Below are 14,886 nucleotides of genomic sequence, written 5' to 3' on the forward strand. Positions count from 1 at the left end.
GGGGGTTTTTTTAATTGTTCCTGCCTGGGGGGGGGTGTTGTTTGGGGGGGGGGCTCCCGGCTTGCGCCGGGCCTCCCGGGCCCACCGGGGGGGGGGGGGGGTGTCTCGACCCCGCCGCCCGGGCCCGCTGGCCTACGATCAGCCGCCGACCTGCTGGTTGTAGCCGTCCACGATGTTCTGGAGGGCCTTGTCGACCGACTGCTGGCCGTTGATCGCCTTGCCGAGCTCCGTCTTGGTCGGGTCGGTGGTGAGGCTCTTGCCCTTCAGCACCCAGCTGGTCTGCGCGCCGTTGAAGTAGCCCGAGATCGGGGCGTAGAGCGGGATCTCCTGGTTGTAGAGCGTGAACGCCGCCTGCGCCGCCGAGGAGGTGAAGGGGTACTTCGGGTTCAGACCGCTCTCGACGGGCAGGAACCCGGACGCCTCACACAGTGTGCGGTACTGGTCCGGCTCGTAGACCCAGGACAGGAACTTCTTCGCGGCGGTGGACGCGGCGCCGTTGTTGTTGAAGCCCACCATCATGCCGCCGCTGTTGACGTCGCTGGCCTGCACCGGCTGGGCGGGGGTCGGCACGCTCGCCCAGTCGAACTTCTTGATGCTGTCCGCGAAGGAGGCGACCTGCCAGACGCCGGACCAGTAGGCGACCACGTCACCGCTCTGGAACATGGCGGACGGGTCGGCGCCGCTGGTCCACACCGACTTCGGCATGGTCTTGTCGTCGTTCAGTCCGACGAAGTACTTCACGGCCTTCGTGGTCGCCGCGTCCACCGAGAACTTGCCGGAGGAGTCCGCGTGGACGTACGTCCCGCCCATCTCGTACACCATGGCGCGGAGCCGGGACGGCGACTGGTCGAAGGTCAGGGAGTACTTGGCGCCGGTCTTCTCCCGGACCTTGTTCGCCGCCTTGATGAACTCGTCCCAGGTCCAGGTGTCCGAGGGCGAGGTCGGGACCGCGACGCCGGCCTTCTTGAACAGCGTCTTGTTGATGAACAGGCCGGACGCGGTGACGTCCGAGGGGATGGACAGCACCTTCCCGGACGAGTCCTTGGCGAGGAAGTTCGCGTTGATGTTGTAGCTCTTGTTGTTGGCGATGGAGCTGAGGTCGATCAGCTTGCTCGACCAGATCGGGTCAAGGGCCGGCACGTCGGCGACATCCGGCAGCGAGTTCGCCTGGGCGGCGTTGTGCAGCTTCGTCGGGTAGCCGTCGTAGGGGATGTTGACGAGCTTGACGCTGACGCCGGTTTCCTTCTTGTACTGCGTCACCAGCTTCTTCCAGCCCGCGTCCTGCCCCGGAACCGTGGAGATCCAGAACGTCAGCGACTTCGCGGTGCCGCCGGAGCCGGACCCCGACCCGCAGGCGGAGAGCAGCAGGGCTCCTGCCGAGGCAACGGCAGCGAGGGGAATCAGGCGGCGCATACCGCCGCGGCCGAGTCGGCTGGAGCGCCGCACACCCACAGTGGTCATCTTCGATCCCATTTCGTCGAACGGACGGAGCACGGCGCCGGCTGAGGCGGCACTGGTGCATTTTGAAGGAAAAGTCGCTTTCCGGGGGCGCGGCCTCGCCCGGCCGCATCGTCCACGCGGGGCGAGCTCCCCGGCCGTCCTGGCCGTCACCGCACGGGCACGCCCTCGCGCGGTTGCCGTACGTCGTGTACGGGCTGGGACGCTCACCCCAAGCCGGCGTCCCGGCCGACTTAGAAAGCGCTTGTCCGGACATTGGCAGACCGATAAGGAAGCCGTCAATCCTTCACCTGCGCGCCTTCGGTCACGGTTTGGACTCCCTTGGCCACGGCGAGCCGGGCGGCACCCACCACGGTACCGAGATCGCCGATCTGGCTGCTGACCACCTCGGTGGGCCAGCTCAGCCGCCCCAGCTCGGCCCGCACCCCGGCCAGGAGCTGGGGATCCGCGCCGGTGCTGCCGCCGAGGACGATCAGCCCCGGATCAAGTACGGCGGTCACCGCGGCGGCCAGCCGGCCCACGTCGGCGGCGTGCCGGGCGACGACGGCACGGGCGGGCTCCCGGCCCTGGGCGGCCAGCGCGAAGAGCCGATCGGCCGTGCGCGGGCGCGGGCCGTCGCTCTCCCGCCAGGCCTCGGCGGCCCGGCGCAGCAGGGCCTGCGAGCCGACGTAGGCCTCCAGGGCCTCCTGGCGGGGCTCCCGGTCGTCGTCCCAGGGGTAGGGCAGCCGGGCCAGCTCACCGGCCGCGCCGTTGGCGCCGCGCAGCACATGGCCGCCGATGACGATGCCCAGACCGATACCGACGCCGATCCGCAGGTAGCCGAAGGTCCGGCGGCCCCGGGCGGCGCCCTCGTGGAGCTCGGCGAGGGCCGCGCAGTTCACGTTGTTCTCCAGGTGGACGGGCACCCCAGACGGCAGGGCGACGGAGACCGCGTCGAAGACGGGCCCGGCCTTGGCGGTCGCCGGGCGCATCCCGGTGCCCGCCCGGTCGGGGGCGCTGACGTCACCGATGGCGACGACGATGGCCCGCAGCGGGGCGCCCGCGGGCAGCGCCGCCAGGGCCTCGCGGACGGCGTCGGCGGCGCGGGGGCGGGGTGTGTCCGCCTCTGCGAGCAGGGTGCCGTCCAGGGCGCAGCCACGCACCCGGGTGCGGGCCGGGCCGAGGTCGACGGCGAGGACCGAGCCGGAGGCGGGCCCGAGGCCGTAGACGGCGGCGGAGCGGCCGGTGCCGCTGGACGCGGTGCCGGAGTGGGTGGCCAGTCCGGCCCCCTCCAGCTCCGCGACGGCGGCGGAGACCGTCGGCTTGGACAGGCCCGCGAGGCTCGCGAGCCGCGGCCGGGTGGCGCTGCCGGCCTGGGCCAGCACGGCGAAGACCGCGCCGGCGCTCTCGGTGAGCCGGGGGGCTTCAGCCACGACGTGTTCCACAGTTCCCCCATGGGTCAGGGGCCGCGCTCCCCCGGGTGTCGCGGGATGCGGCGATGCGGTGCCCTTGTGCCGCGCGGTTGTGGCCTCGACAGCGTCCCGTTGATCGAGTCCGCGGCAACTCTTGACGCACTGTACTTCGTTAGTTAACTTCCTAACGAAGTACACGGTACTCGCCTGCCGTGCTCCGCAAGAAGCCCGTCCCGGGGCTTCCCTACTTGCTCAACTCCTGTTCGGCCAGGCACGGTTCGCCCGCCGTCGCAGCTAGGGCCCGGCCGGCGGATCAAGTCGCAGATGTGCGCACCACACTCCGCGTCTGCGGCTGGATCCGCCGGCCAGGCCCTGAGTGCCAAGCTCTTCGGCGCTCTTCGCCCAGACGACGAAAGAGGATCCGTGCAGGACACTCCTTCTTCCCCGCTCGTGGTCGGCATCGACGTCGGCGGCACCAAGACCCAGCTCCGCGCCCTCGCCGGCGCGGACCGGGTCGCCGACCACGTACGCCCGAGCAGCGGCTGGCGGCCGCACGATCCTGCCGCCGCGGCCCGCTGGCTGACCGCGATCGTCCACGACGCCCTGCCGGCCGGCACCCGCCCGGCCGCCCTGGCCGTCGGCGGACACGCCTGTGAGACCCCCCGCCAGTGCGCCGGCATCGCCGCCGCGCTGCGGGGGCTTCTCGACGTCCCCGTCCGGGTGGTGGGCGACGCCGAGCTCCTCGTCCCCGCCGCCGGCCTGGACAAGGGCGTCGGCCTGGTCGCCGGCACCGGCTCGGTGGCCGTCGGCCGACAGCCCGACGGCAGCCCCGTGCAGGTGGGCGGCTGGGGCGCGGTCCTCGGCGACGAGGGCGGCGCCGCCGGACTCGTCCGGGAGGCCGCCCGCGCCGTCTGGGCCGCACACGACCGCGGCGAGGCCCCCGACGCCCTCGCCACCGGACTCGTCGCCGCCTTCGAGGTGGCCGAGGTACCCGCGCTCGGCGCCGCCCTCGAGAGCGCCTCCGACGTCTCCGCCGAGTGGGGCCGGCACGCCCCGGCGCTCTTCGCCGCGGCCGACGCGGGCTCCCGGATCGCCGCGGATGTGATAGCCGACGGCGGCCGCGCCCTCGCCGGCCTCGTGGCCCGGCTCGCCGCCCGCGGTCTCGCCGTGGACGACGTGGTGGTCGCGGGCGGCACGATCCTCTCCCAGCCGCGTCTGTACGACGCCTTCGCCGACGCGCTCGCCGAGGCCGTACCCGGCGCGCGGCCACAGCCGTTGCGGCTCCCGCCGGTCGAGGGCGCGGTGGCGCTGGCACGTTCGATCCTGTGAGAGACCCGACCGCAGCCCGTCCGGTCCCGCAGGTCCGGACCACGGGCCGTTCGAGGCTGCGAACACGCAGGTCCCGGCCGGTTCTTCCTGTGAACCACCGACCTGCCGTTCAACTCCGGGTCACGTGACGGTCGTCGGGCGATGACCGCCGGGACACGAACTCGCCCTAGAACTTCGCTCGTTCGACACTTTTCCCACGCGAACCGGCACGCTCGCGCGCATCCGGAGCATCGGCCGCCCGCGTGAACTCCCCCAGAACTCAAGAGAGGCACACCCATGCCGTCACCTGCCGGGCACCACTCCGCTTCTCCGGCCCGTGGACTCGCCGTCGGCCGACGGGGATTCCTGAAGACCTCGCTCGGCGCGTCGGCGGGTGTGGTGGCCGCTCCGACCCTCGTCGGCTGGCTCGCCGCCGCCGACGCCAAGGCCGCGACCGCCGCCCTCGCGTTCGTCGACGACTACAAGACCAACATCAGCACCAACCTCACCGCCGACACCAACGCGGTGGTCCGCATCCTCGGCGGCTTCGCGCAGATCTGGAAGACCGGTTCCGCCTGGAACACCGGCAGCGTGCTGCGCGCCGACATCCTGCGCGCCAACATGCGCTACTGCGCCAAGATCACCAGAAGGCGCAGCACCGCCGAGGCGAAGAAGGCGTTCCTCTACGACCGGCAGCACCAGAGCTACGCGATGATCGCCGGCCTCGGCCCGCTCGCCGGCCTCTACAAGGCCGGTTCCCTCGCGGTCACCTCGATCACCAGCGCCCCCGACGGCACGCCCGCCACCACGATCAGCGACGCCGTCCCGGCCGACGCCCCGGCGGGCTCGGCGCTCGGTGCGGGCTCGCACGACTCGGCGCTGGGCAAGGTGGCCACCCTGGTCGACACGCTGCGCGGCAACTACGCGTCCGGCAACCCGTCCAAGTACGCCTACCAGTACCCGCGTCCGTGGCGGATGACCGAGAACAGCGAGGTCGTCGACACGGGCACGACGGACGCCTACGGCTACCCGGTCTACGAGTCCGACGTGGTCGTCGCCCCGCAGCTGCTGCGCCAGCGCAGCACCTCCCCGACCGACGACGGCGGTTTCCCGTCCGGCCACACCAACGCCTTCCACCTGGCGGGCCTGGCCTACGCGTACGCGGTGCCGGAGCGCTTCCAGGAGCTGGTCGCCCGGGCCCTGGAGCTCAGCGACACCCGGATCATCGCGGGCATGCACAACACGGTCGACGTGATCGGCGGCCGCGTCATGGCCACCGCCCTGGCCGCCGCCACCCTCGCGGACCCGGCCAACGCCGATCTCAAGGCGGCCGCCCGCGCCCAGGCCCTCGCGTACTTCGCGGCGCAGACCGGCTCCACCGCCGACACCCTGTACGCCTACGCCCACTCGGCCGACGCCGCCACCGACCCGTACGCCGACCGCGAGGCCAACGAGCGCGCGGCCACGCCCCGGCTGACGTACATCCTGGACCGGGAGGGCCGCGAGCTCCCGCTCACCGTGCCCAAGGGCGCCGAGGTGCTGCTGGAGACCCGCCAGCCGTACCTCACCGGGGACCAGCGCCGCGAGGTGCTGCGCAGCACCGGCCTGCCCTCCGGGTACGTGCTGCTGGACGGCCCGGAGCAGTGGGGCCGCCTCAACCTGTTCGCCGCCGCCGACGGTTACGGCGCCTTCGACGCGGACGTCACGGTCACCCTGGACGCGGCGGCCGGCGGCTTCTCGGCGGCCGACAGCTGGCGCAACGACATCGACGGCCACGGTGCTCTGACCAAGAAGGGCACCGGCACGCTGACCCTGACCGGCCGCAACCGCTACCGGGGCGGCACGGTGCTGGCCGCCGGCACCCTGGTCGCCGCCTCCGAGGACGCGCTGGGCCGCGGTGACGTCCGGGTCTCGGCCGGCACCCTGCGGGTCGCCTCGGAGCTGTTCGTGCGCGGGACGTACACGCAGGACGCGGGCGCCCTGGAGGTCACCCTCGCCAAGGGCGGCAAGGCGCCGCTGGCGGTGAAGCACCTGGCCGTCCTGGGCAGGGGCACCACGCTGTCCCTGAACCTCGACACCGAGCGCCCGCCGGCCGCGGGCAGCACCCTCCCGGTCGTCGACGCGCCGCGGCTGCGCGGCCAGTTCGACGAGGTGGAGCTGAACTCCGCCACGCTGCGGGCCGTACCCGTCTACACGGCAGACGGTCTGTCGGTACGACTCGTGAAGCGGTGACGCGCCCGGTGGCGGGAGCGATGCGACAGTAGGGCCCATGACTGCTCGTGATCGCTCCCGCCACCGCGGGCCCGGTGTCCCCGCGGGGCGGAAGATGGCAAGCGAACAGCAGTCGGTCCTCGAACCCGACCTCCCCGCCGCCCCCGGGCCGCTCCCCCGGCGCACCGCCGCGGCCCGGCTGACCGCCGCCCTGCGGGCCCGCCGCCGGTGGCTGGTGCCGGTCCTCGCGGTGCTGCTGCTCGCCCAGATGGCGGCGGCGATGGTGACCACCGCCGTCCAGCAGACACCCACCATCGACGAGCCGGTCTACGTGGCCACGGCCACCGACTACCTCCACGAGCACCGGCTGCGCTACAACACCGAGCACCCGCCGCTCGGGAAACTCGTCATCATGGCCGGCATCGCCGTCGCCGACCCGCACTACGACCCGTCGTACCAGGGCGACCAGGGGCAGGTGGGACAGCACCTGCTGTACGCGTCCGGCAACGACCCCTGGCGGGTGATGCTGTGGGCGCGGCTGCCGGTCATCGTTCTGACACTGCTGTTCGGTCTGGTGGCGTTCGCCTTCGCCCGTGAGGTCCTCGGTACGGCCGCCGGGCTGCTGGCGCTCGCCCTGTACTGCTTCTCCCCCGACGTCGTCGCGCACGGCTCGCTGGCCACCCTGGACGTGCCGTCGGCCGGGTTCGTGCTGACGTCGGCCTGGCTGGTGTGGCGGGCCCGGCGCCGGCCCCGGCTGTGTCTGCCCCTCGCGGGGGCCGCGCTGGGGGCGGCGGTGGCGACGAAGATGAGCGCGCTGCCGGCGGTCCCGGTGCTCGTGGCGCTGGCGGCGGTGTCGGTGTGGGGCGCGCGTCCGGGCCGTGCGCTGCGCGCCCTCGCGGCCGCGGCCGTGGTGGCCGTGACCGCGGTCGCCGTCGTGTGGCTCTCCTATCTGGCGGTCGATCCCCGGCTGCGTCCGCTGTCCGCCGAGGCCGTGCCGGCGGCGCACGGACTGCGGGGCCTGCTGACCGGCCTGATGCCCTTTCCGCAGGCCTACCGGGACGGCATGCGGATGCAGTTCGCCCTGGAGGACTACCCCTGGCAGGGCTATCTGTTCGGGCACCTCTACACCGGCTCCCGCTGGTACTACCTGCCGGCCGCCCTGCTGGTGAAGACCCCGCTCGGCATGCTGGCCCTGTGGGCGGCCGGTGCCGTCGCGCTGGTGGCGGTACGGCGGTTGCGGCCGGCCGCGCCGTACCTGCTGCTGCCGCCTGCCGTGCTGCTGGCCTCGGCGATGACCGGGTCACGGGACTTCGGCACGCGGTACGCGGTCTTCATGCCGATGTTCCTGGCGGTGGGCGCGGCCGCGGTCCTGACGGTGCGTCGGCGATGGGCGCGGCCGGTGGCCGGGGCGCTGGTGCTGTTCGTCGCGGTGAGCTCGCTGCGCACGTTCCCGTTCTATCTGCCGTACGCCAACGAGGCGTTCGGCGGTCCGGCGAAGACGCATCTGTGGCTGCACGACTCCAACGTGGACTGGGGGCAGGATCTCGGCCGGCTCGCCGACCGGCTGAGGGAGCGCTACCCGGGCGAGCGGATCTGGCTGGTCTACAAGGGCAGTGGCGTCCCGGAGTACTACGGCATCCACGCCGCCGACCCCCGCAAGGTGCCGGCCGGGAAGGTGCACGGGCTGCTGGTCGTCTCGGACTCGTCGGTCGCCAAGGCCCGAGGCGCACTCGCCGAATTGATCGACACCAGCCGTCCGGTCGATGATGTCGGTCATTCGATCACCATCTATCGGCGGTGACCGTACGATCCACCCGATCCACCGGCGACGGCCACCGCATCCGCCGCCGGTGAGCGCCGGAATCCCGGTGCTGTTTCCGCATCCTGAGCGTTCGGCGCCGGGACGGTCCGGCGTACCGCACAACCCCTGGTCACCACGGTCCGTGAGCTATGTTGAGTCCTCGTGGGAGACAAAGGAGGCGCTTCGGTGCCATCGCCGCAGCAGGCACGTGCACAGGCATCCGCGATCACCTCGGGCAAAACGGTGCCGGAGGCCGAGGCCGCGCCCACCTCCCAGCTCCGCGAGCTCTTCGACGGCCCCCGGCTCTCCCCCGGCCAGCGTCGCATCGCCCAGTACCTGATCGACCACATCACCGAGGCGGCCTTCCTGTCGATCACCGACCTCGCCGAGCGGGTCGGGGTCAGCCAGCCGTCGGTGACCCGGTTCGCGGGCGCGGTCGGCTTCAGCGGCTACCCCGCGCTGCGTGAGCGGCTCCAGTCGATCGCGCTGCGCACCCTGGCGGGCGGCACGGGGGCCGCCACCGAGCACCGCAGCAACGAACTCCAGGCCGCCGTCGACGCCGAGATCGAGAACCTGGAGAACCTGCGCCGGGACTTCGCCGACCCGGACCGGGTGATCTGGATCGGCCGCGAGCTGTCCCAGTCGTCCCCGCTGACCGTGCTCGGCCTGCGCATCTCCGTCTCGCTTGCGGAGTACTTCGCCTACGCCGCCCGCCGTATCCACCCCGACGTACGGCTGGTGACCCGGGGCGGCAGCGTGGCCTACGACGCGCTGCTGCAGTCGCGCGAGGCGGGCGGCACCTGGGTGCTGGCGTTCGGCATGCCACGGCACGCGCAGGAGACGCTGACCGCGATCCGGGTGGCGCGCACCGCGGGGCTGCGGGTCGCGCTGGTGACCGACCAGGCGCTCGGTGCGCTGGCCGACGAGGCCGACGTCACCTTCAGCACCGGCATCGGGTCCCGCCTGGTCTTCGACACCTACGCGGCGCCCGGCCTGCTGGCTGCCGCGCTGCTCCAGGCCATGACCGACGCCGATCCCGAGCGCACCCAGGCGCGCCTGGAGGAGTACGAGCAGGTCGCCGAGGAGCACCAGTTCTTCCTCAAGGACTGACCCGGGGATCCCGGCGTAACGGACGTCTCCCCTTCCCCTCCGCATGACCTCGTAGGGGGAGTATTCACCGCATTTCGCGCATGAATGTTTTCATACGTCTTGCAAACCGGACGGCATATATAAATACTGCTCACGGATCACCCCCGGCCCACTCCGGGCACGTTCCGCACCCGAGGACGCACCGCTCGCACCCGCCCCGAGAAAGCCGACGGACCGCCCATGCGCACGCAGCACCACCAGCAGTGCCGGCGGCCGACGCCCGGGGCCTCGCACGGACACCCCCAGCCGCCGTCTCCTACCCGCGTCGGCGCCGGGGATGTTCGAACGGGCATCGCCTTGGCGATTCGCCCGCGGCGGCTCCGGCCATCCCCTAGGCCGGAGCCGCCCAGACCCCCGTCGAGCACCCTCACGACGCCGCACACCCGGAAGCGATGATCATGACTCTGACGACGACCGCGCGCATCAGCCCCGACTGGCCCTGCCAGGTCAAGGCACCGGGCAGTTACGACTGGGAGCGCTCCGCCGCCAAGTGGCTGCGCGAACTGGTGCCGGCCCGCTACGCCAGCTACCCGGCGCTGATCCGGCACCCCGTGCTGCTCGCCCGGCACGCGCAGATCCAGGTCCAGCAAGAGGTCCGGGTGGCACGCACGGCGCTGCAGACGGCACGCGCCGAACTGCCCCTGCTGGGCCTGCCGGAGTCGGTCATCGAGCACACGATCAAGCTGTACGCGGCGGAGGTCATGCAGCTGCAGCACATCGCCCGCAGCGTCCGCGTGGTCACCGAGGCGCTGGTCGGGCACAGCACCGGCCGCTGACCATTTCGGTCCACGGTTGCCCGGATCCTTCATGGATCGGGTACGAGAGTGATCAGAGACACCCTCCTGTGCCATGCTCAAGCGGTGACGAGCGAGTACGTGCCTTCCACGGACGCCGGTGCCGTCGCCGAGCTGGCAGCCCTGGCCAGGGTCGTGTCCAGGCAGCGCGCCGAGCTGGACCGGCTGCGGGACTCGGTGGCCACGTCCGCGGCGGTGGAGCGTGCCAAGGGTGCTCTGATGGCCGCCACGGGCTGCTCCCCGGACGTCGCCCACGAGGAACTTCTGCAGCGGGCCGAAGCCGGGAACCGCACGCTGCTTGAGGAGTGCTGGCTCACCCTCGGCGCCCTGATGCCGTCCGCATCCGCGGCCGGGACCGCCCCCGTCACCGGCCCGCCCGCCTCCACGGTGCCCCCGGGGTCGCCCGCCCCGCCCGGCACCGCCGAGGCCCTCGGCCGGCTCGGCAGGGCCCTGCTGCACGTCGGTTCCCCGCAGGAGCTGGCCGGGACGCTGCTCGAGCACCTGGCACCCCGGGTCGACGCCGACGCGGTACTGCTGTACCGGCGGCTGCCGCCCGGCGACGGGCTCGAACTGATCGGGTACGCGGGGCTGGACGCGACGCTCGCCGCCCAGTGGCACCAGGTGCCGCCGCTGCAGGGGTTCGCCCCGCTGGAGGCGCTCAGGGCCGGTGAGCCGCTCTGGCTGGAGGACTTCACCGAGGACCGGCAGGTGTTCCAGCTCATCGACGAGCCGCCCGGCCGCTGGCTGTCCCGGGCCTGGCTGCCGGTCACGGCCGGCGTGGCCCTCGGCGTACTGCGCCGGTCCGCGGCCGCCTTCGGTCCCGCCGGCCGTGAGCTGCTGCGCTCCGCCGCCCGGCTGTGCGCCGGCCGGCTCGGCGCCCTGGGCGCCCCCGCCGAGCCGGTGACGTCGGGGCTCTCCGCTGCGGTGCAGACGGTGCTGGACGCGCTGCCGGGAGCGGCGGTCCTGCTGGTCCCGCTGCGTACCGGCACCGGAGAGGTGGAGGACTACCGCGTCGAGGCGGCCACCCCCGGCGCCGTGGACATCCTGGGCCGCACCGGCCGCGAGCTGGTCGGCTCCCACATCCTGGAGAGCTACCCCTCCGTCGCCGGCGAGTCGTTGTGGCAGGGGTATCTGAAGGCGCTCGGCGGAGAGCCGTACGAGGGCGAGCCGTTCGTCCACGAGGAGGTCGTCGCGGGGGTGACCGTGACCGGCACCTACTCGGTGCGGGCCGCGCGGCTCGGCGACGGGCTGCTGGTGACCTGGCTGCGGCACGACACGGAGGAGCGGCAGGAGCAGCGGCTGGCGGACATGCAGCGGCTGGGCAACCTCGGCTGGGCGAACTGGAACCTGATCACCCGTCAGGTCAACTGGTCCTCCCAGGTGTACACCATCCTGGGCCGCGAGCCGGGGCGCGGGGCGGTGCCGCTGGACCTGCTGCCGGACCTCGTGCTGCCCGAGGACGCCCACGCGCTGGCCCGCGCCGTCTCCGAACTCGCCCGCACCGGGCGCCCGTTCGACGTGCCGTTCCGGATCAGGTCCGGGAACGCCGTACGGCATCTGCGGGCCGTCGCGGAGGCGGTGACCGCCCCGGACGGCACGGTCGTCGAGGTGCACGGCTTCGTGCAGGACCTCACCGCGCAGCGCAGCGCCGAACTCGCCCTGGTGGACAGCGAGCGCGCGATCCTGGTGCAGCGCGGCGTCCTGGAGGCCGAGCGCGCCCTGGCCGCCCGGCTGCAGCACGCGCTGCTGCCGCTGCCCAGCAGGCCGGTGCGGCTGCGCGGGCTGCGGGTCGAGGTCGCCTATCTGCCCGCCCAGGCCGGGGTGCATGTCGGCGGCGACTGGTTCAGCGCCATCGAACTCCCCGACGAGGCCGCGCTGTTCGTGGTCGGCGACGTGGCGGGCCACGGCGTCGACGCCGTCGCCACGATGGCCCAGCTGCGGTTCACCGCCAAAGGCATGGTGACCACCGGCTCCTCCCTGACCGGCGCGCTGGCCCGGCTCAACTTCCTCCTCCTGCACTCGCGCGACGCCCAGTCCACCGCGACGCTCGTCCTCGCCCGCTACGAGCCGGCCGGGCGCCGTCTCGCCTGGGCCCAGGCTGGTCACCCGCCGCCCCTGCTGGTGCGCGGAGGCAGGGCCCACCGCCTGGACCGTCCGGCCGGCCTGCTGCTCGGGGCGTGCGCGGACCCGGTCTACGAGTCCGCCGAGTTCCGGCTGGAGCCCGGCGACCGGCTGCTGCTCTACACCGACGGCCTCGTCGAGCGCCCGGGCGAGGACATCGACGCGGGTCTCGACCGCCTGGCCGCGGCCGCCCTCGCCGCCGGGCCGGCCTCCCTGGACGCGCTCCTCGCCGCGATGCTGGCGGGCGAACGGCGGGACGACGTGTGCGTGCTGGACATCCGGGTGCCGGTGGCGGACGAGGAGTAGCCGGACCGTCGCTGTTCTCCTGATCCACTGCCCGCCGGTCGAAGCCGCCGGTCAGCTGTCGGTGAGGCTGGTGCGGGACTCCAGGGCGCGGCGGGTGTCGTCGCCGTAGACACCGCGTTCGTCGCCGCTGATGCCGTACCAGACCTGGAAGCGCTCCACGGCGGCGGTCAGGGCGGCGTCGTAGGTGCCGGCGGTGGAGCCGTCGCGGTACACGTCCGGGATACGCAGCAGGCGCTGCTCCAGTTCGACGACCTCGGAGCCGGCGTCGCCCTGGCGGAGGGTGCCGGCGCCGTCGGGGTCGGTGGAGGTGTCGGAGGCCGGTGGGGTGGTGGCCGGTGCCGTGGTGGCGGAAGCGGACGGCTGGGCGGCCTCGGCGGTGCCCTCGCGGCCGGGCAGCAGAAGGGCGCAGCCGAAGCCGACCAGGGCGGCCGCGCCGACGGCCACCACCACGGCGGCCCTGCGCAGTCCCGGCCCGAAGCCGAAGGCACGGGCCGGGTGGGAGTCAGGATCGTGCCCGTACCCGCGGCCACGGCCGCCCGGCGTGGTGCGCGGGCCGTCGGTGACAGGCGGGAGTTCCTGGGTCTCGTCCTCCGTACCGGAGTCGAACGCCGGGTCGAAGGCCTCGAAGTCCGCCGGGTCCCGGCTCTTCGGCGCCCTCGCCTTCGCGTCGGCCTCCGTCCCCTCGTGGAACTCGCGCATCAGCTCCGCGAGGGTGTCGAGCCTGCGGGGGCGCAGGACCCGGACCGGTTCCAGGACCGGTCCGCGGTGCGGCTGTTCCGGGTCGGGCGGTGTCGACACACTGCTCTCCTTCCACGCACCCGTGCGCACGGGTGTCCGCGATCCCCGAGAACACATACGGGAGGACCGGCCCGCCGGTTCAGCCCGGAGCGAGAGCGGGCATGGGGACGGCCGGCAGAGCACTCAGTCCCCCGACTGCGTGCACTGAGTGCCAGACAGGTGGACGGAATGCTACGTTCGCGTCCATGAGCTCCAGCAGCGCGGCACCGCCCGCCAAGCCGCCCATGCGGGACGCCCTGGTCGCGGCGGCCTTCCGGCTCTTCCTGGAGCGCGGTTACGAGCAGACGACCGTAGACGACATCGTCGCCCTGGCGGGGGTCGGGCGGCGCTCGTTCTTCCGCTACTTCCCGTCCAAGGAGGACGTGGTCTTCCCCGACCACGAGGGGTGCCTGGCCGACATGACCGCGTTCCTGGCGGCGGACGACCCGCAGTGCGAGCCGGTGCGGCGGGTGTGCGACGCGGCGCGGCTGGTGCTGCGGATGTACGCCGAGAACCCCACGTTCTCCGTGCAGCGTTACCGGCTCACCAAGCAGGTGCCGGGGCTGCGCGCGTACGAGCTGTCGGTGGTGTGGCGCTACGAGCGGGCGCTCGCCGAGTACCTGCGGGGCCGGTACGCGGGCCGCCCGGACGGGACGCTGCGGGCGGACGTCATCGCGGCGGCCGTGGTCGCGGCGCACAACAACGCGCTCCGCTCCTGGCTGCGTTCGGACGGGCGGAGCGACGCGGACGAGACGGTCGACCACGCCCTCGGGTACGTGCAGGACGCGTTCGGCACCGGGCCCGCCGTGCCCGCCGGCCCCGCCCCGGGTGGGGCGCCGGCGGCGCTGTTCGGCGGCCCGGTGGAACACCCGGACGACGTGGTCGTCCTCGTCTCACGGCGCGACGCCCCGCTGTGGCGGGTGGTGCAGGAGATCGAGACCGCGTTCGGCCGCACCTGAGAAGTTCCGGCGGGCCCATATTGGGGGTACGCAGTGCCTTTACGGCTGACACTGAGTGCCATACGCTGTCGGCGTGCACGGTGGCACCGCGGACCGGGCACAGGCGTGCCCGGCCGGGTCCGGACACGCGGGATTCCGGGCGAGCCCAGGGAGTTGACCAGCGTGTACCACCACTCGACGAGCGCCGCGCAGTCGGCGGTCGGATTCGCGACGGGCGTTCTCGACCCCGCGCCCGCGGACCGCACCCAGGACGCCATCGTCTACCAGCGCTGCGCCTGGTGCGGCACGGCGATGTACCACCGGCTGCTGTGTCCGGTGTGCCAGGGCAGCGAGCTGCGGACGGAGCGCAGCGAGGGCACGGGCACGGTCCGCCACTCGACGGTGGTGCACCGCAACACGCCCGCCGCGCGCAACGTGTCCCTGATAGAGATGGCCGAGGGGTTCGTGGTGCGGGGCCGGGTCATGGGCCCGCCCATCGGCATCCACAGCGGCGACCGGGTCAAGCTCTCCACGGCCAAGGACCCGGTGCGGGGCGAGCCGGTCTTCCAGCTGCTCGACGAGCCGTACCGCGCCTGGAGCTGACGGCCGGAAATCCGGTTGCCCGGCGACCG

The 14,886-nt window shown here is 73.1% G+C and carries 11 protein-coding genes; 8 read left to right on the forward strand and 3 right to left on the reverse strand.

Annotation, left to right across the window (positions count from 1 at the left end; all coding sequences use genetic code 11):
- Window positions 1–138: 138 nt before the first annotated feature.
- Together ACFWPS_RS18855 and ACFWPS_RS18860 are read right to left on the reverse strand one after the other, a co-directional pair.
- Window positions 139–1,461 (reverse strand): ABC transporter substrate-binding protein, encoded by a 1,323-nt coding sequence (locus ACFWPS_RS18855; RefSeq protein ID WP_383706424.1) that lies wholly within the window; start codon window positions 1,459–1,461, stop codon window positions 139–141.
- Between the two features lie 275 nt (window positions 1,462–1,736).
- On the reverse strand, window positions 1,737–2,870 hold the full coding sequence (locus ACFWPS_RS18860; RefSeq protein WP_383706426.1) for an ROK family transcriptional regulator: 1,134 nt from the start codon (window positions 2,868–2,870) through the stop codon (window positions 1,737–1,739).
- A 402-nt stretch (window positions 2,871–3,272) separates the two neighbouring features.
- Here ACFWPS_RS18860 and ACFWPS_RS18865 point away from each other — a divergent pair, with 402 nt between their 5' ends.
- From ACFWPS_RS18865 to ACFWPS_RS18890, 6 genes are all read left to right on the forward strand, one after another.
- On the forward strand, window positions 3,273–4,178 hold the full coding sequence (locus ACFWPS_RS18865) for an N-acetylglucosamine kinase (RefSeq protein ID WP_383706428.1): 906 nt from the start codon (window positions 3,273–3,275) through the stop codon (window positions 4,176–4,178).
- 276 nt (window positions 4,179–4,454) lie between these two features.
- The gene (locus ACFWPS_RS18870; RefSeq protein ID WP_383706430.1) at window positions 4,455–6,389 is read left to right on the forward strand and encodes a phosphatase PAP2 family protein; all 1,935 of its coding nucleotides are present in this window, start codon (window positions 4,455–4,457) and stop codon (window positions 6,387–6,389) included.
- Window positions 6,390–6,483: 94 nt separating this feature from the next.
- Window positions 6,484–8,169: a phospholipid carrier-dependent glycosyltransferase gene (locus tag ACFWPS_RS18875; protein WP_383706432.1), complete on the forward strand. Its 1,686-nt coding sequence runs from the start codon at window positions 6,484–6,486 to the stop codon at window positions 8,167–8,169.
- Between the two features lie 186 nt (window positions 8,170–8,355).
- The gene (locus ACFWPS_RS18880) at window positions 8,356–9,279 is read left to right on the forward strand and encodes a MurR/RpiR family transcriptional regulator (protein ID WP_383706434.1); all 924 of its coding nucleotides are present in this window, start codon (window positions 8,356–8,358) and stop codon (window positions 9,277–9,279) included.
- Between the two features lie 431 nt (window positions 9,280–9,710).
- Window positions 9,711–10,094 carry a hypothetical protein gene (locus tag ACFWPS_RS18885; protein ID WP_093506788.1) on the forward strand — a complete coding sequence of 128 codons (384 nt, stop codon included), beginning with the start codon at window positions 9,711–9,713 and terminating at the stop codon, window positions 10,092–10,094.
- 84 nt (window positions 10,095–10,178) lie between these two features.
- The gene (locus ACFWPS_RS18890) at window positions 10,179–12,539 is read left to right on the forward strand and encodes a SpoIIE family protein phosphatase (RefSeq protein WP_383706436.1); all 2,361 of its coding nucleotides are present in this window, start codon (window positions 10,179–10,181) and stop codon (window positions 12,537–12,539) included.
- Window positions 12,540–12,590: 51 nt separating this feature from the next.
- On the opposite strand, the gene ACFWPS_RS18895 is transcribed toward ACFWPS_RS18890, so the two are convergent.
- Window positions 12,591–13,337, reverse strand: coding sequence for a peptidoglycan-binding protein (locus ACFWPS_RS18895; RefSeq protein WP_383706439.1), 747 nt, complete (start codon window positions 13,335–13,337; stop codon window positions 12,591–12,593).
- A 185-nt stretch (window positions 13,338–13,522) separates the two neighbouring features.
- Between ACFWPS_RS18895 and ACFWPS_RS18900 the strand changes: the two genes are divergently transcribed.
- Window positions 13,523–14,275, forward strand: coding sequence for a TetR family transcriptional regulator (locus ACFWPS_RS18900; protein WP_383706441.1), 753 nt, complete (start codon window positions 13,523–13,525; stop codon window positions 14,273–14,275).
- Window positions 14,276–14,437: 162 nt separating this feature from the next.
- A complete protein-coding gene (locus tag ACFWPS_RS18905) occupies window positions 14,438–14,857 on the forward strand; it encodes a Zn-ribbon domain-containing OB-fold protein (protein WP_383706565.1) in 420 nt (139 codons plus the stop codon).
- The last annotated feature ends 29 nt before the right edge of the window (window positions 14,858–14,886 follow it).

This window comes from Streptomyces sp. NPDC058457 (assembly GCF_042720695.1).
Classification (GTDB): domain Bacteria; phylum Actinomycetota; class Actinomycetes; order Streptomycetales; family Streptomycetaceae; genus Streptomyces.

Excerpts from the sequence above, each read along its gene's own strand:
- ACFWPS_RS18875 (WP_383706432.1), top strand. The coding sequence starts at position 6,484 with ATGGCAAGCGAACAGCAGTCGGTCCTCGAACCCGACCTCCCCGCCGCC.
- ACFWPS_RS18900 (WP_383706441.1), top strand. The coding sequence starts at position 13,523 with ATGAGCTCCAGCAGCGCGGCACCGCCCGCCAAGCCGCCCATGCGGGAC.
- ACFWPS_RS18855 (WP_383706424.1), bottom strand. The coding sequence starts at position 1,461 with ATGACCACTGTGGGTGTGCGGCGCTCCAGCCGACTCGGCCGCGGCGGT.
- ACFWPS_RS18870 (WP_383706430.1), top strand. The coding sequence starts at position 4,455 with ATGCCGTCACCTGCCGGGCACCACTCCGCTTCTCCGGCCCGTGGACTC.
- ACFWPS_RS18885 (WP_093506788.1), top strand. The coding sequence starts at position 9,711 with ATGATCATGACTCTGACGACGACCGCGCGCATCAGCCCCGACTGGCCC.